The organism is Actinoallomurus sp. CA-142502 (assembly GCF_050936355.1).
GTDB classification, from domain to species: domain Bacteria; phylum Actinomycetota; class Actinomycetes; order Streptosporangiales; family Streptosporangiaceae; genus Actinoallomurus; species Actinoallomurus iriomotensis.
This window is the reverse complement of record NZ_JBNJMY010000001.1, coordinates 4,136,651-4,155,413: the sequence shown is the minus strand read 5'-3', so window position 1 is coordinate 4,155,413 and position 18,763 is coordinate 4,136,651. Positions and strand designations below refer to the sequence as shown.

Below are 18,763 nucleotides of genomic sequence, written 5' to 3'. Positions count from 1 at the left end.
ACGTAAGCCCACCTGACGGCGGACGGATTACTTGACAGTGGCGGTCTTGGAGTTGCCCAGGAGGGGCAGCTGGTCTCCCTTGACCTCGTACACGTAGACGTCCGTCGCGGTCGGCTCACCGGCCGAGCTGAACTTGATCTGCTTCGAGACACCCGGCTGGTCGATCGTCGACAGGAAGGAGTTGATCTTCTCCGGGGTGGTGTTGCCCGCCTTCACGGCCGCGATGAACGCGGTCGCGGCGTCGTACGCCTCGGCAGAGTAAACCCCCGGGTCGGCGTTGAACTTGGCCTTGTAGTCCTGCGCGAACTTCTTGCTCGCCGCGCCCGCGGACCCGGTCGGGTCGATCAGGCAGGGGCAGCCGACGATCGTGCCGTCGGCGGTCGTGCCGCCCGCGCCCTTGGCGAGGCCCTTGTCCAGCGAACCGTCACCCGAGAGGAACCGGCCCTTCACGCCGCCCTCACGGAGCTGCTTGATCAGCTTTCCGGCCTGCGCGTAGTAGCCGCCGAAGAAGATCGCGTCCGGGTTGAACGCCTTGGCCTTGTTGACCGTCGCGGAGTAGTCCGACCCCTGCGGGTCGGTCGCGTCCTCGGAGGTCGTGGCGCCGGCCTTCTCGACGTTCGCCTTCACCGTCTCGGCGAGCGGCTTACCGTACTCGGAGCTGTCGTGGATGATGAAGACCTTCTTGGCCTTCAGGTTCGAGGCGATGAAGTTGCCGATGCCGGCGCCCTGCACGTTGTCGTTGGCGATGAGCCGGTGCCAGAACTTCCAGCCGTGCTGGGCCAGCGCGACGTTGGTGGCCGACGACGAGATGTTGGGGATCTTGCCCTCTTCCAGGACCGGGTCCGCCTGGGCGGACTCGCCGGAGAACGTCGGCCCGATCAGACCCGCGATCTTGTCCTTGGTGATCGCCTGCTTGACCAGGGGCACGGCCTGCTCGCCCTTGCCCTGGCTGTCGTAGGTCTTGAACTGGATCTTGACCTTCGGGTTCGTCGCGTTGTACTGGTCGAACGCCAGCTGCGCGCCCTGCTTGGGCGGGATGACGATGCCGGAGTTCTCCCCGGTCAGGTCACCCAAGAAGCCGATCGTGACGGTGTCGCCTTTGCTGCCACCGCTGCCAGAGTCTCCGCAGGCGGACGCGCCGAGCGCCAACGCCGCGCTCACCGCGATAACGCCGGTGAACTTCACAGTCTTGCTCCGCAAGGCCGCTACTTCCTTCCGTAACCGTTTGCACGGGGGGATGCCGGGTACCTCCCCAGGACGCTCATCTGGGCACTTCGGGCGCTTTTTCATGGTTCCTGGGGGCCAAGCCTGTAGTACACCGATCCGCTGGGCATCATGGACAGCCATTCGACATGGTGTTTTCACTTCGTTACGGACTTGTGCCCGAACCGTCGAACAGTTGACTGAACCGGCGGCGCACGTACGAGAGCAGGCCAAACGCCGTTGGCGGCGGCATGCGCCGCCGCCAACGAGGGTCAGGGTTTGTCAGGGAGCCGGTTACCGCGCGTTCACTCGGCGTCGTCCGCGGGCGGCCGGCCGAGCCCGCCGGCGATGACCGCCTCGGCCACCGCACGCATCGTCATCCGCCGGTCCATCGAGGTCTTCTGGATGAACCGGAAGGCCTCCGGCTCGGACCAGCCCCGGGCGGTCTGCAGCAGCCCCTTGGCCCGGTCGACGGCCTTGCGCGTCTCCAGGCGCTCCTCCAGGGTGCCGACCTCGGCCTCCAGGCTCTTGATCTCCTGGAACCGGCTCACCGCCATCTCGATCGCGGGCACCAGGTCGGCCTTGGTGAAGGGCTTGACGAGGTACGCCATCGCGCCGGCCTCCCGGGCCCGCTCGACCAGCTCGCGCTGGGAGAAGGCGGTGAGGATCACGACGGGGGCGACGCGGTCCACCGCGATGCGCTCCGCGGCCGAGATGCCGTCGAGGATGGGCATCTTGACGTCGAGGATGACGAGATCGGGCACGTGTTCGGCGGTGAGGCGGATGGCGGACTCGCCGTCTCCTGCCTCCCCGACGACCTCATAGCCGTCTTCTTCGAGCATCTCCTTGAGGTCCAGCCTGATGAGGGCCTCATCCTCGGCGATCACAACGCGGCGCGGGGTCTCGGTCACGCGCACGAGCGTACCCGGACCCGCTACTCTTGTATCCGTCCGGGGAGGCACTACCGGGTCGAACCGGGCATTTAATAACAACAACTCCATAAGGCCCCGATACCCCAACGGCAGAGGGAATGGTCTCAAACACCATCGAGTGTGGGTTCGAATCCCACTCGGGGCACTTCCCCAGGAGTCCGGCGCTCCTCTAGGCAGCAGTTCTGTCGTACCCCGCCATCACACTGTCCGCATGTATTCGAGCACAGTGCGACGCACGGCACTCCGACTCATTTCTTCGGGATTGACCGTTCGCGAGGTCCACCACCGGCTGGGCGTGGGGCAGTCGACATTGCGCAACTGGATGGCGGTCCCCGACAAAATACCGGAATCCAAACGGAGTTGTCCTCGCTGCCACGGCTGCCCTCTCGACGGCAGCGCCTACGCCTATCTCCTGGGCCTGTACTTAGGCGACGGGCACATCGCCCATGGACGCAAAGGCGTCTTCCGGCTGGACATCGCCTGCTGCGACGACTGGCCGGGTCTCACCGAGGCGGCCGTGCAGGCTCTCGCCGCCGTCCTGCCCACGAACTCGGTCGGGCAGCGCCAGCGGACCGGGTGCACGATCGTGAACATGACCTCGAAGCACTGGCCGTGCATCTTCCCTCAGCACGGTCCCGGGATGAAGCACACGCGTGCGATCGTCCTCAAGGGGTGGCAGGACGAGATCGTTTCAGAATTCGGTGAGGAGTTCGTCCGTGGGCTGATCCATTCCGACGGGTGCCGGGCCGTCAACCGCGTGCGTCGGCCGCTCAAGGGTGGTGATCGGTGGTACGAGTACCCCCGCTACTTCTTCACCAACGCCTCCGACGACATCCGCGAGCTCTTCACCGACACGCTCGACCGGCTCGGCATCGAGTGGAAGCGATCCAACAAGCGGATCATCTCGATCACCAAGAAGGAGGCGGTGGCGCGGCTGGATGAGTTCGTGGGACCCAAGTACTGAGCCGCCGGCCGGTTCACGTGTCCGTGGCGGCGCCTCGGGCGACCGCCGGTCAGTGTCGGGGCCGTGCGCTCGGACGTCGTCCGGACGGCCTCGGCACTCGACCGGCGGTGTTGAGGCAGGAGATCAGATCGGGCGGGCCTGGGCGATGGCGTCGCCGATGCGGTGGACGCGCAGGGCGTTCGTGGAGCCCGCGGTGCCGGGAGGGGAGCCGGCGACGATGACGACGCGGTCGCCCTTCTGGCAGCGGCCGATCTCCAGCAGGGCCGACTCGACCTGCTGCACCATCTCGTCGGTGTGGTAGACCTCCGGCACCGTGAACGTCTCGACACCCCAGACCAGGGCCAGCTGGCTGCGGGTCTCCGGGCGGGCGGTGAAGGCCAGCAGCGGGATCGGCGAGCGATATCGCGACAGCCGTCGCGCCGTCTCGCCCGTCATCGTGAAGGCCACCAGGGCCTTCGCGCCGATCGTCGCGCCGACCTCGGCGGCCGCTCGGGCGATCGCGCCGCCGACGGTCTCCGGGACGCGGTCGAGGGAGTGCGTCGCGCGCAGCGTCGTCTCTTCGGCGGCGCACACGATGCGGCTCATCGTCTGCACGGACTCGATGGGATAGTCGCCGACGCTGGTCTCGCCGGACAGCATGACCGCGTCGGCGCCCTCGAAGACGGCGCCGGCGACGTCGGAGACCTCCGCGCGCGTGGGCCGTGGGGCGCTGATCATCGACTCGAGCATCTGGGTCGCGACGATGACGGGGCGGGCCTTCTCGCGGGTGAGCTCGATGGCGCGCTTCTGGACGATGGGCACCTGCTCGAGCGGGAGCTCGACGCCGAGGTCGCCGCGGGCGACCATGATGCCGTCGAAGGCTTCGACGATCTCTTCGAGGTGCTCGACGGCCTGCGGCTTTTCGATCTTGGCGAGGACGGGGACGACCCGGCCTTCCTCGTCCATGATGCGGCGGACCGGCTCGGCGTCTTCGGGGGTGCGGACGAAGGACAGGGCGACCATGTCGACGCCCAGGCGGAGGGCGAAGCGGAGGTCCTCTTCGTCCTTCTCGGTGAGGGCGGGCACGCTGACGGCGACGCCCGGCAGGTTGAGGCCCTTGTGGTTGGAGACCATGCCGCCGACGAGGACGCGGGTGCGGACACGCGGACCCTCGACGGCGGTGACGTTGAGGACGACGCGGCCGTCGTCGATGAGGATGGTGTCGCCCGCGCCCACATCACCGGGGAGGCCGCCGTAGGTGGTGGAGACCTGCGAGCGGTCGCCGGGCACGTCTTCGGTGGTGACGGTGAACTCGTCGCCGAGAGTGAGGCGTACGGGGCCGTCGGCGAAGGTGCCGAGCCGGATCTTGGGACCCTGGAGGTCGGCGAGGATGCCGAGGGCGCGGCCGGTGGTGTTCGCGGCCTCGCGCAAGAGGCGGTAGACGTCCTCGTGCTGCTGCTGGGTGCCGTGGCTCATGTTGAGCCGGGCGATATCGATGCCGGCCTCCACCAACGCGGTGATGCGCTCAGGGCTGGAGCAGGCGGGGCCTATGGTGCTGACGATCTTTGCTCGGCGACTCACATCTACAACTTTAGGTAGTTACCGACGAGTACGTGTATTCGTGCAGGTCACCGTTGCCCGCTGTTCACCCAATGGTCTAGACCGAACGGGGTGTGGGGCTCGTGCGGTCGGAAACCGGACACCCTCGCGGACGCCCGCCGCCGCACGCTCACGGGACCTCCCGGCGGCGCCGTCGGGCGGCGCCGCCGGGACGGACGCCCGGGGACCTTCGAGTCCCCGGGCACGTCCACGGATCATGCCGACGCGAACACCTCGACCGCCTCCTGGCAGAACGCCTTGAGGTCGTCGGGCTTGCGGCTGGTCACCAGGGTGTTGGGCCCCGCCGTGCAGACCTTCACCTCTTCGTCGACCCAGGTGCCGCCGGCGTTGCGGATGTCGGTCCGCAGGCTCGGCCAGGACGTGAGGGTCCGGCCGCGTACGACGTCGGCCTCGACCAGGGTCCATGGCGCGTGGCAGATCGCGGCGACCGGCTTGGCCGCGTCGAAGAACGCGCGTACGAACGCGACGGCCTTGCCGTTCATCCGGAGGAAGTCGGGGTTGGCGACGCCTCCGGGCAGCGCGAGGCCGTCGAAGTCGTCGACCGACACCTCGTCGACGGTCGCGTCGACCGGGAAGGTGTCCGCCTTCTCCAGGTGGTTGCGGCCCTGGACCTCGCCGGACTTGGTGGAGACGAGCCGGGGCGTGCCGCCCGCCTGTTCGATCGCCTTCCAGGGCTCGGTCAACTCGACCTGTTCGATTCCGTCCGGAGCGACGAGGAACGCGATCGTCTTGCCCTCAAGCTGTGTGCTCATGAGTTGAAACCTCCCCTGATGGATCGTTCGCTCCTGTGAGCCCTGCCCTCGATGGAGCTCGTCATGCACGGAGGCGCGGGAGCGGCGGGTGACACGCGTCACCGCGCAGAGGCCGGCGCTCATGACCTAATTTGTCGTTCCTTTTCGAATTAAATGTCATGGCATTCCGGCGATGATTTGCGTCCGCCCCGTTTCATGCGCCATTTTGTCGTGGGGGTTTTCGAGATGCCGACCGTACGGGAGCGTGACAGATGCCGGACCTGACCCGTCGCCGTCTGTTCAGCAGGGCGGGCGCGATCGCCGCCGCGGCGGCCTTCGCCGCGGAGTTCCTGCCGCCGAACGTACGACGGGCGATGGCCGGCACTCCGGACGACGTCAAAGGGAAACTCTCCGACATCCAGCACGTCGTGATTTTGATGCAGGAAAACCGTTCGTTCGACCATTACTTCGGGACTCTTCCGGGGGTGCGGGGATTCTCCGACCCGGAGGCGATCACGCTGAGCACCGGCCGTCCGGTGTTCTACCAGCCCGACGTGGTGAACCCGGCCGGTTACCTGCTGCCGTTCCACCTCGACACACGGACGAGCAACGCGCAGGCGATCCCCTCGACCAGCCACGCGTGGTCGGTGCAGCACAGCGCCTGGAACTCCGGGCGGATGGACAACTGGCTGCCCGCGCACCGCGCCGCGGACGGCGTGAACGCCCCGTACGTCATGGGCTACCACACGCGGGAGGACATCCCGTTCCAGTTCGCGCTGGCGGAGTCGTTCACCGTGTGCGACCAGTACTTCTGCTCGGTGCTGGGGCCGACCTGGCCGAACCGCCTCTACCACATGACCGCCACGATCGACCCGGGCGGTACGCGGGGCGGGCCGGTGATCAGCAACCGCGACCCGCACCCGTTCACCTGGCCGACGTATCCGGAGGCGCTGACCGCCGCGGACGTGAGCTGGAAGGTCTACCAGGAGGTCGACAACTACGGCTGCAACGTCCTGGAGTACTTCGCGGCGTTCCAGAACGCCTCCACGGCGTCCCCGCTGTTCCGCAACGGCCTGCGCACGTACGCGGCCGGCCAGTTCGAGTACGACGCCGCGAACGACCGGCTGCCGACCGTCTCGTGGATCATTCCGACGAGTTTCCAGTCCGAGCATCCCGACTACACGCCGGCGGCCGGCGCCGACTACGTCGCGAGCAAGATCGACGCGATCGCGTCCCACCCGGACGTGTGGCGAAAGACGCTGTTCATCCTCAACTACGACGAGAACGACGGCCTGTTCGACCACGTCCCTCCCCCGGTGCCGCCCGCGGGCACGCCGGAGGAGTTCGTGGCCGGCCTGCCGATCGGCGGCGGGTTCCGCGTGCCGTGCCTGCTCATCTCGCCGTGGACCATGGGCGGCTGGGTCGCCCGTGAGCCCTTCGACCACACGTCCGTCCTGCGGTTCCTCGAACGGCTGACCGGCGTACGGGTCCCGAACCTCAGCGCGTGGCGGCGTACGGCGTTCGGCGATCTGACCTCGGCCCTGGGGTTCCCGGTGCCGGGCCGTCCGCCGCGGCTGCCGGGCACCAAGCGGCGCCTGGACGAGGCCGTGCGCGACGTCGCGACGTTGCCGGCCCCGCTCTTCCCCGAAGAGGACCAGACCCCGCCGCGGCAGGAGAAGGGCCCACGGCCCCGCCCCCGCCCCGGGCCGCGCACCCAGGCCCTGCCTCGGCCGCGCGGGTGAACACGCCGAGCAAGAAGGGATTCGACGTGCCGAAGCAGACATCACGGCGGCAGCGCCTCTTCCTGATGGCCGGTGGCGCGGCGGGTCTCCTCGCGCTGGCGATACCGGCCGGGGCGACGCGGGGGCGGCCGGGCCCGCCGCGGCCGAGGCCGGTCAACAGCGCTCCGGGCATGCCCCGGTGGGATCCGGACCCGCAGCCGAGGCCGCCGTCGGCGTCCCGGCTGGCCGCCGGTGAATACCGCGCGTACGTCGCGCTGGCCGGTGACTACCGGGTGGTCGCGCTCGACGTGGCGACGCGGACGGCCGTGGGGCGGAACATCGTGACCGACGCGGCGCAGGGCGTGGCGGTCGCGCCGGACGGCCGCAAGGTCTACATCGCCGACACCGGCCAGTACGACGTGCTGGTCGCCGACACGGTCACCGGCGAGACCCGGCCGGTGCACGTCGGCCCGTTCCCGCGCGACGTCGCGGTCTCCCCCGACGGCCGTAAGGTGTACGCGGCGGTGACCGGCGGCGACACCGGCCCTGGCGGCTCGGACGTCGTCGCGGTGATCGACCCGGCCACCGACCAGGTGGTACGGGAGATCCGCGCGGGGACGGCCCCACGCCAGGTGGTCTTCAGCACGGACGGCCGGCGGGCGTACGTCTCCCACGACGGCGGCATCGCGGTGATCGACGTGGCGAGCGACACGGTGGTGCGGTCCATCCGCGACCCGTTCTGCCCACAGGGGATCGCGCTCGACCCGGCCGGGCGGAGGCTGTACGTGGCCGAGCCGCCCGCGGGGCGGGTGTCGGTGTTCGACACGGCGACCGGCCGGGTGCGGGGCCGGATCGCCGCGGGTGACGAGCCGTGGGCGGTGGACGTCACCCCGGACGGCACGAAGGCCTACATCGCGCAGATGAACGACAACACCGTCGCCGTGGCCGACACGGCGAGCGGCCGGGTGCGTGCGACGATCGCTGTGGGGAGGCTGCCCGCGTCGGTCGCGGTGACGCCGGACGGCTCGGAGGTGTGGGTGGGGAACATCTTCTCCGGCAGCGTCTCGGTGATCGACGTCGCCTCCGGCACGGTCTCCGCAACGATCGCGGGTGGCACCGGCACCAAGCCGGTCGGCGCGGCTCCGCTCGGGATCGTTTTCGGCCGTACGCCGTCGTGATGCGCGGTAACTCTTCGCAGGAAGAGATCTGACCGGGCTCCGGCGCTCCGCGCCGGAGCCCGGTCAAAAACCGTGCACGGCCTGGATCTCCAGGCCGATCTCGATCTCGTCGCCGAGCATGAGCCGGTCGCCCTGCAGCGGGACGTTGAACTCGATGCCGTAGTCGGAGCGCGAGATGCGGGTGGAGGCGGTGAAGCCGGCCCGCAGGCCGCCCCGCTGGTCGGTGCCGGCGCCGTGGAACTCGGTGAGCAGGCTGACCGGGCGGGTGACGCCGCGGATCGTCAGGTCGCCGTCGACGGTGTAGCGGGGATGACGGGCCCGGCGGCCGGTGCGGGCGGGGGCGACGGCGGTCGTCGCGAAGGTCATGGCCGGGTGGTTCGCCGCGTCGAGGATCTGGGAGGAGCGGATGAGCTCGTCGCGTTCGGCGTTCCTCGTGTCGATGGAGGCGATGACGATCTCGGCGCCGGCAGTGGAGGCGAAGACGTCGTCGGCGATGTCGATGCGTCCGCCGAACTCGGTGAACACGCCGCGCACGGTCGTCATCAAGTGCCGGACGCTGAAGGTGATCTCCGAGTGGTCCGGATCGATCCGCCAGGTGCCGGCGGTGATCTCCGGTGCGGTGATGGTCTCCGTCATGTCCTTCTTTCCCGAAGCCGCGCTGTAGAGCGCACCAGGGTAGTTGAAACGGCGGCAAGAACGCACATCAACCGTCGATTCGCGTCACAGAGGGCACTCGTGGTAAGTGGTCGGTCTGTCCGTACTTCCGCCACGACAGGGGGATTTCGGCGCCGGCGAGACCGTGAAATGACAGACGCCCTGCCGTACCCCGGAGGGCGCGGCAGGGCGTCAGGTGTCGATCAGACGAGCGGCCGTGCGGTCGGCGGGATCGCGGTCGGCAGGGCGGTGCGGCCCATGAGCCACTGGTCGACGCCGGCCGCCGCGGAGCGGCCCTCGGCGATCGCCCAGACGATCAGCGACTGGCCTCGGCCCATGTCGCCGGCGGCGAAGACGCCGTCGACGGAGGTGGCGTACGCGCCGTCGCGTACGACGTTGCCGCGCTGGTCCAGCTCGACGCCGAGCTGGTCGAGCAGTCCCTCGCGCTGCGGGCCGAGGAAGCCCATGGCGAGCGTGACCAGCTCGGCCGGGATCTCCCGCTCGGTGCCGGGGATCGGCTTGAAGCGGGTCTCCGGGCCCTCGACCTCGACGACGCGCAGGGCCTTCACGTGGCCGTTCTCGTCGCCGACGAACTCCAGGGTGTTCACCGCGTAGGCGCGGTCGCCGCCCATGCCGTGCAGCTCTTCGTGGGCCGACTCCATCTTGAACAGCATGGGGTAGGTCGGCCACGGCTGGCCCGCGGGCCGCGCCTCGGGCGGCCGCGGCATGATCTCCAGCTGGGTGATGGAGCGCGCGCCCTGGCGTACGGCCGTGCCGATGCAGTCGGCGCCGGTGTCGCCGCCACCGATGACGACGACGTTCTTACCCTCGGCGCTGATCGGTGAGGCCGCCAGGTCGCCCTCCTGGACCCGGTTGGACGGCGGCAGGTACTCCATCGCCTGGTGGACGCCGTCCAGCTCGCGGCCGGGGACGGCCAGGTCGCGCCAGACGGTGGCGCCGCCGGCCAGCACCACGGCGTCGTGGGACGCGCGGAGCTCTTCGGCGGTCACGTCGACGCCGACGTTGACCGAGGTGCGGAACTCGGTGCCCTCGGCGCGCATCTGCGCGAGCCGCCGGTCCAGATGCGCCTTCTCCATCTTGAACTCGGGGATGCCGTAGCGCAGCAGCCCGCCGATCCGGTCGGCGCGCTCGTACACGACGACGTCGTGGCCGGCGCGGGTGAGCTGCTGGGCGGCGGCCAGCCCGGCCGGGCCGGAGCCGATCACCGCGACCTTCTTGCCCGTACGGGCCGCGGGCGGCTGCGGCGTCACCCAGCCCTCGGCGAACGCCCGGTCGATGATCTCGACCTCGACCCGCTTGATCGTGACGGGGTCGGAGTTGATGCCGAGCACGCACGCGGACTCGCACGGCGCCGGGCAGAGCCGGCCGGTGAACTCCGGGAAGTTGTTCGTGGCGTGGAGGCGTTCGATCGCCTCGCGCCACGTGCCCCGGTGGACCAGGTCGTTCCACTCCGGGATGAGGTTCCCCAGCGGGCAGCCGTTGTGGCAGAACGGGATGCCGCAGTCCATGCAGCGTGCCGCCTGCTTGTTCAGCGAGCCTTCGGGGAAGTCCTCGTACACCTCGCGCCAGTCACGGATCCGCACGTCGACCGGGCGACGATTCGGGAGCTCGCGCTGATGGGTCAAAAACCCCTTCGGGTCGGCCATGTCGTCTCCCCCTTCACCCGTTGCTGGCGGCCATGACCGCCTCGTCGATGTCGCGGCCCTCGGCCTCGGCCCTGGCCCGTGCGGTCAGCACACGCTTGTAGTCGCGCGGCATGATCTTTCCGAAGCGCGTCACGGCCGCGTCCCAGTCGGCGAGCAGCCCGGCGGCCACCTCCGAGCCGGTCTCGGCGTGGTGGCGGGTGACGATGTCGCGCAGGTACGCGCGGTCGTCCTCCTCCAGCGGTTCGAGGTCGACCATCTCCAGGTTGATGCGTTCACGGTGCAGGTCCAGCACGTAGGCGATGCCGCCGGACATGCCGGCCGCGAAGTTGCGGCCGGTCGGGCCGAGCACGACCGCCCGGCCGCCGGTCATGTACTCGCAGCCGTGGTCGCCGACGCCCTCGACGACAGCGGTGGCGCCGGAGTTGCGGACGCAGAACCGCTCACCGACGACCCCGCGGATGAACGCCTCGCCGGAGGTGGCGCCGTACAGCATGACGTTGCCGGCGATGATCTGTTCTTCGGCGGCGAACGGCGAGTCGGCGGGCGGCCGTACGGTGATGCGCCCGCCGGACAGGCCCTTGCCGAGGTAGTCGTTGGCGTCGCCGATGAGGCGGAGCGTGACGCCGCGCGGGACGAAGGCGCCGAACGACTGACCGGCCGATCCGGTGAAGGTGATGTCGATCGTGTCGTCGGGCAGTCCGCCGGCCCCCCACTTGCGGGTGACCTCGTGGCCGAGCATGGTCCCGACGGTGCGGTTGACGTTGCGGACCGGCATCTCCAGCTTCGTGGCGTGCCCGTAGGCGATGGCGCCCTCGGCGAGCTGGATCAGCGTGTTGTCCAGTGCCTTCTCCAGGCCGTGGTCCTGGCCGGTGGTGTTGCGCAGCGGCGTGCCCTCGGGCAGGTCCGGCTTGTGCAGGATCGGCGTGAGGTCCAGGCCGGAGGCCTTCCAGTGGTCGACGGCCTTGGCGGTGTCGATCAGCTCGACGTGGCCGATCGCCTCGTCGATGCTGCGGAAGCCGAGCGCGGCCAGGTACTCGCGCACCTCTTCGGCGATGAACTCGAAGAAGTTGACGACGAACTCCGGCTTGCCGCTGAAGCGCTTGCGCAGCTCCGGGTTCTGGGTCGCGACGCCCACCGGGCAGGTGTCGAGGTGGCAGACGCGCATCATGACGCAGCCGGACACGACGAGGGGCGCGGTGGCGAAACCGAACTCCTCGGCGCCGAGCAGCGCCGCGATGACCACGTCGCGGCCGGTCTTCATCTGCCCGTCGGTCTGCACGACGATGCGGTCGCGCAGGCCGTTGAGCAGCAGCGTCTGCTGGGTCTCGGCGAGGCCGAGCTCCCAGGGCGCGCCGGCGTGCTTGATCGAGGTCAGCGGTGAGGCGCCGGTGCCGCCGTCGTGGCCGGAGATGAGCACGACGTCCGCGTGCGCCTTGGACACGCCGGCCGCGACCGTGCCGACGCCGACCTCGGCGACGAGCTTGACGTGCACGCGCGCCGCGGGGTTGGCGTTCTTCAGGTCGTGGATGAGCTGGGCGAGGTCCTCGATGGAGTAGATGTCGTGGTGCGGCGGCGGCGAGATAAGGCCGACGCCGGGTGTGGAGTGCCGGGTCTTGGCGATCCAGGGGTACACCTTGTGCGCCGGGAGCTGGCCGCCCTCGCCGGGCTTGGCCCCCTGGGCCATCTTGATCTGCAGGTCGTCGGCGTTGGTCAGGTACTCCGACGTCACGCCGAACCGGCCGGAGGCCACCTGCTTGATCGCCGAACGGCGCAGGTCGCCGTTGCCGTCCGGGATGAACCGCTCGGGGTCCTCCCCGCCCTCGCCGGTGTTGGACTTGCCGCCGATGCGGTTCATCGCGATGGCGAGGTTCTCGTGTGCCTCGGCGGAGATGGAGCCGTAGGACATCGCGCCGGTGGAGAACCGCTTGACGATCGACTCGACCGGCTCGACCTCCTCGATCGGCACCGGCGGCCGTGCGCCCTCGCGCAGTTCGAACAGCCCGCGCAGGGTCATCAGCCGGGCCGCCTGGTCGTCGACGAGCCGGGTGTAGTCCTTGAACAGCTCGTAGCGGCGGGTGCGGGTCGAGTGCTGGAGCTTGAAGACCGTCTCGGGGTTGAACAGGTGGTGCTCGCCCTCGCGGCGCCACTGGTACTCCCCGCCGACCTCCAGGGTGCGGTGCGCGGGCCCGTTGCCGTTCGGCGGGTACGCGCGCCGGTGCCGCTGGGCGACCTCCTCGGCGAGCACGTCGAAGCCGACGCCGCCCAGCCGGGAGGTGGTGCCGGCGAAGCACTCGTCGATGACCTCGGCGCCCAGGCCGATCGCCTCGAAGATCTGCGCGCCGGTGTAGGAGGCGACCGTGGACACGCCCATCTTGGACATGATCTTCAGTACGCCCTTGCCGTACGCCTTGACCAGGTTGCGCACCGCGGTGGTCCGGTCGACGGCGAGGTCGCCGGCCTCCACCAGGTCCTCGACCGTCTCGATGGCGAGGTAGGGGTTGACCGCGGACGCGCCGTACCCGATGAGCAGCGCCATGTGGTGGCACTCGCGGGCGTCGGCGGTCTCGACGACCAGGCCGACCCGGGTACGGCTCTTCTCACGGATCAGGTGGTGGTGGACCGCGCCGGTGAGCAGCAGCGACGGGACCGGGGCGCGGGAGTGCCCGGCGCCGCGGTCGGACAGCACGAGGATGCGCGCGCCGTTCTCGATCGCGGCCGAGACCTCGTCGCAGATCTCCTCGAGCCGCTGCGACAGCGCCGCTCCCCCGCCGGCCACGTCGTACAGGCCGGACACCACGTACGGGGCGAACCCGGGCAGGTCGCCCTCGTCGTTCACGTGGAGGATCTTGGCCAGTTCCTCGTTGTCGAGGATCGGCGTGGGCAGCACGAGCCGCCGGCACGAGTGCGGGCCGGGCGCGAGCAGGTTGCCCTCCGGGCCGAGGGTGGACTGCAGGCTCGTCACCAGCTCTTCGCGGATCGCGTCGAGCGGTGGGTTGGTGACCTGCGCGAACAGCTGCTTGAAGTAGTCGAACAGCTGACGCGAGCGGCTGGACAGCACGGCCGGGGGCGTGTCGGTGCCCATCGAGCCGATCGGCTCGGCGCCGGTGCGCGCCATCGGCGCGAGGAGGATCTTCAGCTCCTCGGAGGTGTAGCCGAAGATCTGCTGGCGCCGGACCAGGGTCTCGTGCGTGGTGTGCTGCAGCTCGCGCTGCGGCAGCTCCTCGAAGCGGATCAGCCCGGCGTGCAGCCACTCCTCGTACGGGTGTTCGGCGGCCAGCTCGGCCTTGATCTCGTCGTCCTCGACGATGCGTCCCTGCGCGGTGTCGACGAGGAAGATCCGGCCGGGCTGCAGGCGGCCCTTGCGGACGACCTTGGACGGCTCGATGTCGAGCACGCCGGCCTCGCTGGCCAGGACGACGAAGCCGTCGTCGGTGACCCAGAAGCGTCCCGGGCGCAGGCCGTTGCGGTCGAGCACGGCGCCGACGACGGTGCCGTCGGTGAAGGTGACGCTGGCCGGGCCGTCCCAGGCCTCCATCAGGGTGGAGTGGAACTCATAGAAGGCCCGGCGCGCCGGGTCCATCTCCGCGTGGTTCTCCCAGGCCTCGGGGATCATCATGAGCACCGCGTGCGGCAGCGACCGGCCGCCGAGGTGGAGCAGTTCGAGGCACTCGTCGAACGAGGCGGTGTCGCTGGCGTCGATGTCGATGACGGGGAAGATCCGCGACAGGTCGCCCGCGAGGACGTCGGAGGACAGCAGCGCCTCCCGCGCCCGCATCCAGTTGCGGTTGCCCTTGACCGTGTTGATCTCACCGTTGTGCGCGATGAAGCGGTACGGGTGGGCCAGTTCCCAGGCCGGGAAGGTGTTGGTGGAGAACCGCGAGTGCACCAGGGCGATCGCGCTGGCGTACCGCCGGTCGGACAGGTCGGGGAAGAACGGCTCCAGCTGCGGAGTGGTCAGCATCCCCTTGTAGACGATCGTGCGGCTGGACAGGCTCGGGAAGTACACCCGCGCGTCCTGCTCCATGCGCTCGCGGGCGCAGAAGACGACGCGGTCCAGCTCCAGCTCGCGTGCGCCGCTGCGCGCGGTGAGGAACAGCTGGGCGAAGTGCGGCATGACCCGGCGCGCCGTGGGCCCGCAGAAGTGCGGGTCGTACGGCAGCTCCCGCCAGCCCAGGACGGTGAGGCCCTCTTCGTCGGCGATCCGCTCGATCGTCTCGACGGCCTCGGCGCGCTCGCCCGCGTCGGCCGGCAGGAACGCGATGCCCGCGGCGTACGCGCCGAGCTCGGGCAGCGTGAAGTCCACGGCCTCGCGGAAGAGTTCGTCCGGGATCTGGGTGAGGATCCCCGCACCGTCGCCGTCGTCGGGCTCGGCGCCCTTGGCGCCACGGTGATCGAGGTTCCGCAGGACGGTCAAGGCTTTGACCACGATATCGTGGCTCTTACGTCCGCCCAGGTCAGCGACCATGCCGACGCCACAGGCGTCATGCTCGTTGGCCGGGTCGTAAAGGCCCTGACGCTCAACGCGTCCTTGACCTGGAGTCATGGCGGCAGGCACCATCAGCCCTCCCGTCGTCTCGGTCTGCTCCTTCATCAGTGCAGTCTTGGGACGACGTTGGCCCTGCTGCGGTGACTAGAGGTTACAGCACTGTCTGTTTCATCCCCGACGCGACATGATCGCGAAACTTACTTAACTGCGCCCATCCAGCCTCAATGCACGGCGTACACGGATAAATTCCCCCGAAAAGCGAGTCGGCACGGTGATGCCGATCACTCCCCCGGACGGCGGCCGCCTGGCGCATCAGGTGCCACTTTACCGTCCGCATGCGCTCTCCTGCCTCGGACGATGCCGCGGTCACGCCCAGCCGCGCCGCCGGATCCCGGGAGCCCTCCTGCCACGCCCGGCGGCCGGTGCGCCGGGCGCCGGCGGGCCCCAAAGGACAAGACCGAAAAGCGGGGGCCGCGCCGGACGGAGATCAGTGGCGGTGGAAGAGGAACTGCTTGCCCGCCTGGAGCACCGTCGAGCTGGGGCTGATCGTGTCGATGCCGTAGCTGTCGCCGTGGCCGCCGTCCGCGCGCCCGGCCCAGCCGACCACGACGAAGTGACCGTACGCGCCGCTCTCCGCGCCCGTCGTCGACGTGCCGAACTTGTCCACCGGCGAAGGACCGGTGACGGGCAGGAAGAAGCCCTTGTTCGCCTTGGGGTCGAGATCGTCGATGAACGCGTTGGCCGAGGTGACGTCCTTCAGGTTGAAGATCGCCATCTGCCCCACCCATTTCTGGTCGGCCGACACGTACGCCGCGCGGACCACCTGGGTGCAGCCGTAGCCCTGCAGCGCCGTCTGCAGCGCCGAGCCCGACACGGTGCCGACGCAGTTGGTGTCGAGCCGGCCCGTGCCCTGGACGTTGAAGACGGTGTTGTCGCTGCTGTCCTTGTACGACTTGGCCTCGGGGTCGGCGAACACCTCATCGAGGGTCAGCGGCTTGGAGTCCTTGCTCGCGGTGTTCAGGGAGTCCCACAGCGACCAGGACTTCATCGAGTTGTAGGTCACCGGCTTGCCCGCGCCGCTCGAGGCGGCCGGCGGCGCTCCGCCCGAGGACGAGCTACGCGGTGTCGCCGAGGCGCTGGAGGACGCCTCGTCACCGTCGCTGCCCCCGGAGGCGGCCAGGTAGTACGCCCCGCCCAGCACACCGCCGACGAGGATCAGCGCACCGACGATCGCGAGGGTGATGAGGCCCGCGCTGCTCTTCTTGGGCGGAGGGAACTGGCCCATCGGCGGCTGCCCCATCGGGGGCTGGCCCATGGGCGGACCGCCCGGCAGCGTCTCCGGTCCCTGCCAGCCCGAGATCGGCGACTGCGGGTAGCCCCCACCCGGCGGCGTCCCGTACCCACCCGGCGGAGGAGTGCCCCACGGCTGGCCTCCGGAGGGCGGCTGGCCAGGATCCATCGGCGGGTAGGGGTAACTCATCGGATCTCCTCGGGGGAACACACCGCGCGTCGGTGGTTGGCATAGAGCTTAGAGCGTGGTTCGCGGCGTTTGCCGTGTTCCCGCCCTGTTGTTCGCGGCGTGCCGGGCTCGGGAGTTCCTCGTTCCCCGGTGGGCCGTGGGCTCCGGGAAATCCCTAGGAGTGCTGACCCGTACCGGTCGCGCGTATGAGCACGGCGTTGGGGCGGCCCGTGGTGACCAGCAGGGACAGCAGCGCGGCGTCGCTCTCGTCGCCCGAACCGTCCGTGCGCTGCACCCAGGTGATCACCGCGTAGTGGCCCATCGCGACGCCGCGCGCCGTGCTGAAGGCCCGCCCGAACGCCACCGAACGAGGCGGCACGAGCGGAAAGCCGCCGCCCGTGCGCGGGTCGGCCTGGGCGACCACCTGGTCGGCGCCACGCGCGTCGGCCAGGTTGAAGATCGTGACCATCGCGGCGAACCGGTCGTCGGAGTAGGTGGCGCGCGCTACCTGGGTGCAACGAGCCTGCTGGAGCACCCCGGCCAGCCGGGTACCCCAGACGGACGACAGGCACTGCGCGTCCAGCTCGGAGGCGGTCAGCTTCAGCGTCGCCTTCGCGTCGTCATCGGTGATCTTCTTGGGGGTGAAGACCTCCGCCGCGGTGAGGGGCTTGGCGTCCTTCCTACGGTCGGCGATCGCGTTGAACGCCGCGGTCGAGGCCGCCTGGGAGTACGCGGACGCGCCCGGCCCTTCGGTGCGCACGTTCGCCACCGAGGGCGGCGGCGCCGTGCCGGGCTTGCCGTCGTCACCGCCGAAGACCGTCACGGCGACCACCACGATCACGGCGACGAGCACGACGACACCGGCGGCGACGAAGTAGGCGAGGGGCGGGAACTCCGCACGCCGTGGCGGGCGGCGTCGCGGCGGTCCCTGAGCCTCCTCGTCGTGCGGCCCGTCCTGGTGAAGGGGCGCGTCGTACGGGGGCTCCTCGCCGTACGACGGAGCCCCGTCGTAACGGGGCTCGTGGCCGTACGGCGGCGCCGCGTCGTACGGGAGCTCCTCACCGTACGGCGGGCCCGCGTCGTAACGGGGCTCGTGGCCGTACGGCGGCGCCGCGTCGTACGGGGGTGCTTCGCCGTACGGCGGCGCCTCCTCGTACTCGGGCGCGCCCTCGTAGGGCGGCGCTCCGTCGTACCGGGGCGGGAAGCCTCCGCCGTAGGGAGGGGCCTCCTCGTACGGGGGCGGCCCTCCGTCGTACGGAGGGGCTCCCTCGTACGGCGGCGGGGGCCCTCCGCGGCGGCGCCCATCCCGGCTCCGCCGTGGGCCGATCCGACCGGCCATCCCGCTAACCGCCGGCGAGGACGAGCCGCTCCCAGACGAAGTCGTCGGCCCTCTCGATGGCGATGCTCGCGTCGAGCAGTTCGTTCATGGTCTGCGGCTGCGCGCCGCCGGCCCGTTCGACCCAGCTGATGACCACGTAGTGGCCGAAGGACTGGCTGTAGGCCGCGCTGAACCCGCTACCGAAGTTCTCGGCGCCCTGGGCGGCCAGCGGGGAGACGAAACCGGCCTTGCTGTTCGGGTCGAGGTCGCGGACGATCTGCTCGGCGCCCTGCAGCTGCTCGAGGTTCATCGCGACGAACTGGCCGAGGTACTTCTTGTCCTGGCTGACGTACGCGCCGCGCGCCACCTGCGTGCAGCCGTACTTGCGCAGGTCGTTCTGGAGCTCCTGGCCCCAGGTCACCGAGGCGCAGTCCGACAGCTGCGAGCCCACCAGCGTGAAGTGGTAGTTGCCGTGGCTGACCGACTTGGCGTCGTCGCCGAAGACCTCGCTCTTGTTGAGCGGGCGCTTGTCCTTGCTGCGCTCGTTGAGCTTGTTGACCAGCGAGTTGGCCGGGGTGTTGACGTACACCTTCGGCGTCACCCGCGCGGCGGCGGCCGCCTGGCCCTTCTTGTCGTCACCGCCGCCCATCGTCACCACGGCGATGACGACGACCACGATGAGCACGACCACCGCCGCACCACCGATGATCAGAAGGTTGCGGTTGGACCCACGTGCCGGACGGCGCCTGCGCGAGGGCTTCCGCTCCCGCTCCTCGGCGTCGACGTATCCCATCTCGCTCACGAGCGGTGAGCTTAGCGAAGGTCGGACCCCGGCAAGTCCATATCGGCCG

Annotated in this window: 13 protein-coding genes and 1 tRNA gene; 4 read left to right on the top strand and 10 right to left on the bottom strand. The window is 69.9% G+C overall.

The features are described 5' to 3' along the window. Positions 1-27: 27 nt before the first annotated feature. A complete protein-coding gene (locus ACQEV1_RS20110; protein WP_285616756.1) occupies positions 28-1,200 on the bottom strand; it encodes a branched-chain amino acid ABC transporter substrate-binding protein in 1,173 nt (390 codons plus the stop codon). 308 nt (positions 1,201-1,508) lie between these two features. Then, the gene (locus tag ACQEV1_RS20105) at positions 1,509-2,120 is read right to left on the bottom strand and encodes an ANTAR domain-containing response regulator (protein ID WP_285566388.1); all 612 of its coding nucleotides are present in this window, start codon (positions 2,118-2,120) and stop codon (positions 1,509-1,511) included. Between the two features lie 87 nt (positions 2,121-2,207). Here ACQEV1_RS20105 and ACQEV1_RS20100 point away from each other — a divergent pair. Continuing rightward, positions 2,208-2,280, top strand: a tRNA-Leu gene (locus tag ACQEV1_RS20100). Positions 2,281-2,397: 117 nt separating this feature from the next. After that, entirely contained in the window at positions 2,398-3,099 is a 702-nt protein-coding gene (locus ACQEV1_RS20095) for a helix-turn-helix domain-containing protein (protein WP_433395161.1), read from the top strand. 123 nt (positions 3,100-3,222) lie between these two features. Here the strand turns inward: ACQEV1_RS20095 and pyk are convergent, their stop codons facing one another. Next, positions 3,223-4,659 carry a pyruvate kinase gene (gene pyk / locus ACQEV1_RS20090; RefSeq protein ID WP_285616758.1) on the bottom strand — a complete coding sequence of 479 codons (1,437 nt, stop codon included), beginning with the start codon at positions 4,657-4,659 and terminating at the stop codon, positions 3,223-3,225. 233 nt (positions 4,660-4,892) lie between these two features. Continuing rightward, positions 4,893-5,450 carry a type 1 glutamine amidotransferase domain-containing protein gene (locus ACQEV1_RS20085; protein WP_433395158.1) on the bottom strand — a complete coding sequence of 186 codons (558 nt, stop codon included), beginning with the start codon at positions 5,448-5,450 and terminating at the stop codon, positions 4,893-4,895. A gap of 251 nt (positions 5,451-5,701) precedes the next feature. On the opposite strand from ACQEV1_RS20085, the gene ACQEV1_RS20080 reads away from it, so the two are divergent. Together ACQEV1_RS20080 and ACQEV1_RS20075 are read left to right on the top strand one after the other, a co-directional pair. Beyond that, positions 5,702-7,171 (top strand): alkaline phosphatase family protein, encoded by a 1,470-nt coding sequence (locus ACQEV1_RS20080; protein WP_433395156.1) that lies wholly within the window; start codon positions 5,702-5,704, stop codon positions 7,169-7,171. A gap of 26 nt (positions 7,172-7,197) precedes the next feature. Further along, a complete protein-coding gene (locus ACQEV1_RS20075; RefSeq protein ID WP_433395154.1) occupies positions 7,198-8,328 on the top strand; it encodes a beta-propeller fold lactonase family protein in 1,131 nt (376 codons plus the stop codon). Positions 8,329-8,391: 63 nt separating this feature from the next. Here ACQEV1_RS20075 and ACQEV1_RS20070 read toward each other — a convergent pair whose 3' ends face one another. The 6 genes from ACQEV1_RS20070 to ACQEV1_RS20045 form a co-directional block, all read right to left on the bottom strand. Further along, positions 8,392-8,964 (bottom strand): YceI family protein, encoded by a 573-nt coding sequence (locus ACQEV1_RS20070; protein WP_433395152.1) that lies wholly within the window; start codon positions 8,962-8,964, stop codon positions 8,392-8,394. A 221-nt stretch (positions 8,965-9,185) separates the two neighbouring features. Beyond that, a complete protein-coding gene (locus ACQEV1_RS20065) occupies positions 9,186-10,649 on the bottom strand; it encodes a glutamate synthase subunit beta (RefSeq protein WP_433395150.1) in 1,464 nt (487 codons plus the stop codon). A gap of 13 nt (positions 10,650-10,662) precedes the next feature. Next, entirely contained in the window at positions 10,663-15,207 is a 4,545-nt protein-coding gene (gene gltB / locus ACQEV1_RS20060; protein WP_433405930.1) for a glutamate synthase large subunit, read from the bottom strand. A 415-nt stretch (positions 15,208-15,622) separates the two neighbouring features. Further along, positions 15,623-16,615, bottom strand: a complete 993-nt coding sequence (locus ACQEV1_RS20055; RefSeq protein WP_285616767.1) for a hypothetical protein — start codon at positions 16,613-16,615, stop codon at positions 15,623-15,625. Positions 16,616-16,769: 154 nt separating this feature from the next. Next, the gene (locus ACQEV1_RS20050) at positions 16,770-17,933 is read right to left on the bottom strand and encodes a hypothetical protein (protein ID WP_433395148.1); all 1,164 of its coding nucleotides are present in this window, start codon (positions 17,931-17,933) and stop codon (positions 16,770-16,772) included. Positions 17,934-17,937: 4 nt separating this feature from the next. Beyond that, positions 17,938-18,714, bottom strand: a complete 777-nt coding sequence (locus ACQEV1_RS20045; protein ID WP_433395146.1) for a hypothetical protein — start codon at positions 18,712-18,714, stop codon at positions 17,938-17,940. Positions 18,715-18,763 lie beyond the last annotated feature (49 nt).

What these genes read in the sequence shown, in the direction of transcription:
- ACQEV1_RS20085 (WP_433395158.1), bottom strand. Translation starts at nt 5,450, where the DNA reads ATGAGCACACAGCTTGAGGGCAAGACGATCGCGTTCCTCGTCGCTCCG.
- ACQEV1_RS20080 (WP_433395156.1), top strand. Translation starts at nt 5,702, where the DNA reads ATGCCGGACCTGACCCGTCGCCGTCTGTTCAGCAGGGCGGGCGCGATC.
- ACQEV1_RS20070 (WP_433395152.1), bottom strand. Translation starts at nt 8,964, where the DNA reads ATGACGGAGACCATCACCGCACCGGAGATCACCGCCGGCACCTGGCGG.
- ACQEV1_RS20065 (WP_433395150.1), bottom strand. Translation starts at nt 10,649, where the DNA reads ATGGCCGACCCGAAGGGGTTTTTGACCCATCAGCGCGAGCTCCCGAAT.
- gltB (WP_433405930.1), bottom strand. Translation starts at nt 15,207, where the DNA reads ATGGTGCCTGCCGCCATGACTCCAGGTCAAGGACGCGTTGAGCGTCAG.
- ACQEV1_RS20055 (WP_285616767.1), bottom strand. Translation starts at nt 16,615, where the DNA reads ATGAGTTACCCCTACCCGCCGATGGATCCTGGCCAGCCGCCCTCCGGA.
- ACQEV1_RS20050 (WP_433395148.1), bottom strand. Translation starts at nt 17,933, where the DNA reads ATGGCCGGTCGGATCGGCCCACGGCGGAGCCGGGATGGGCGCCGCCGC.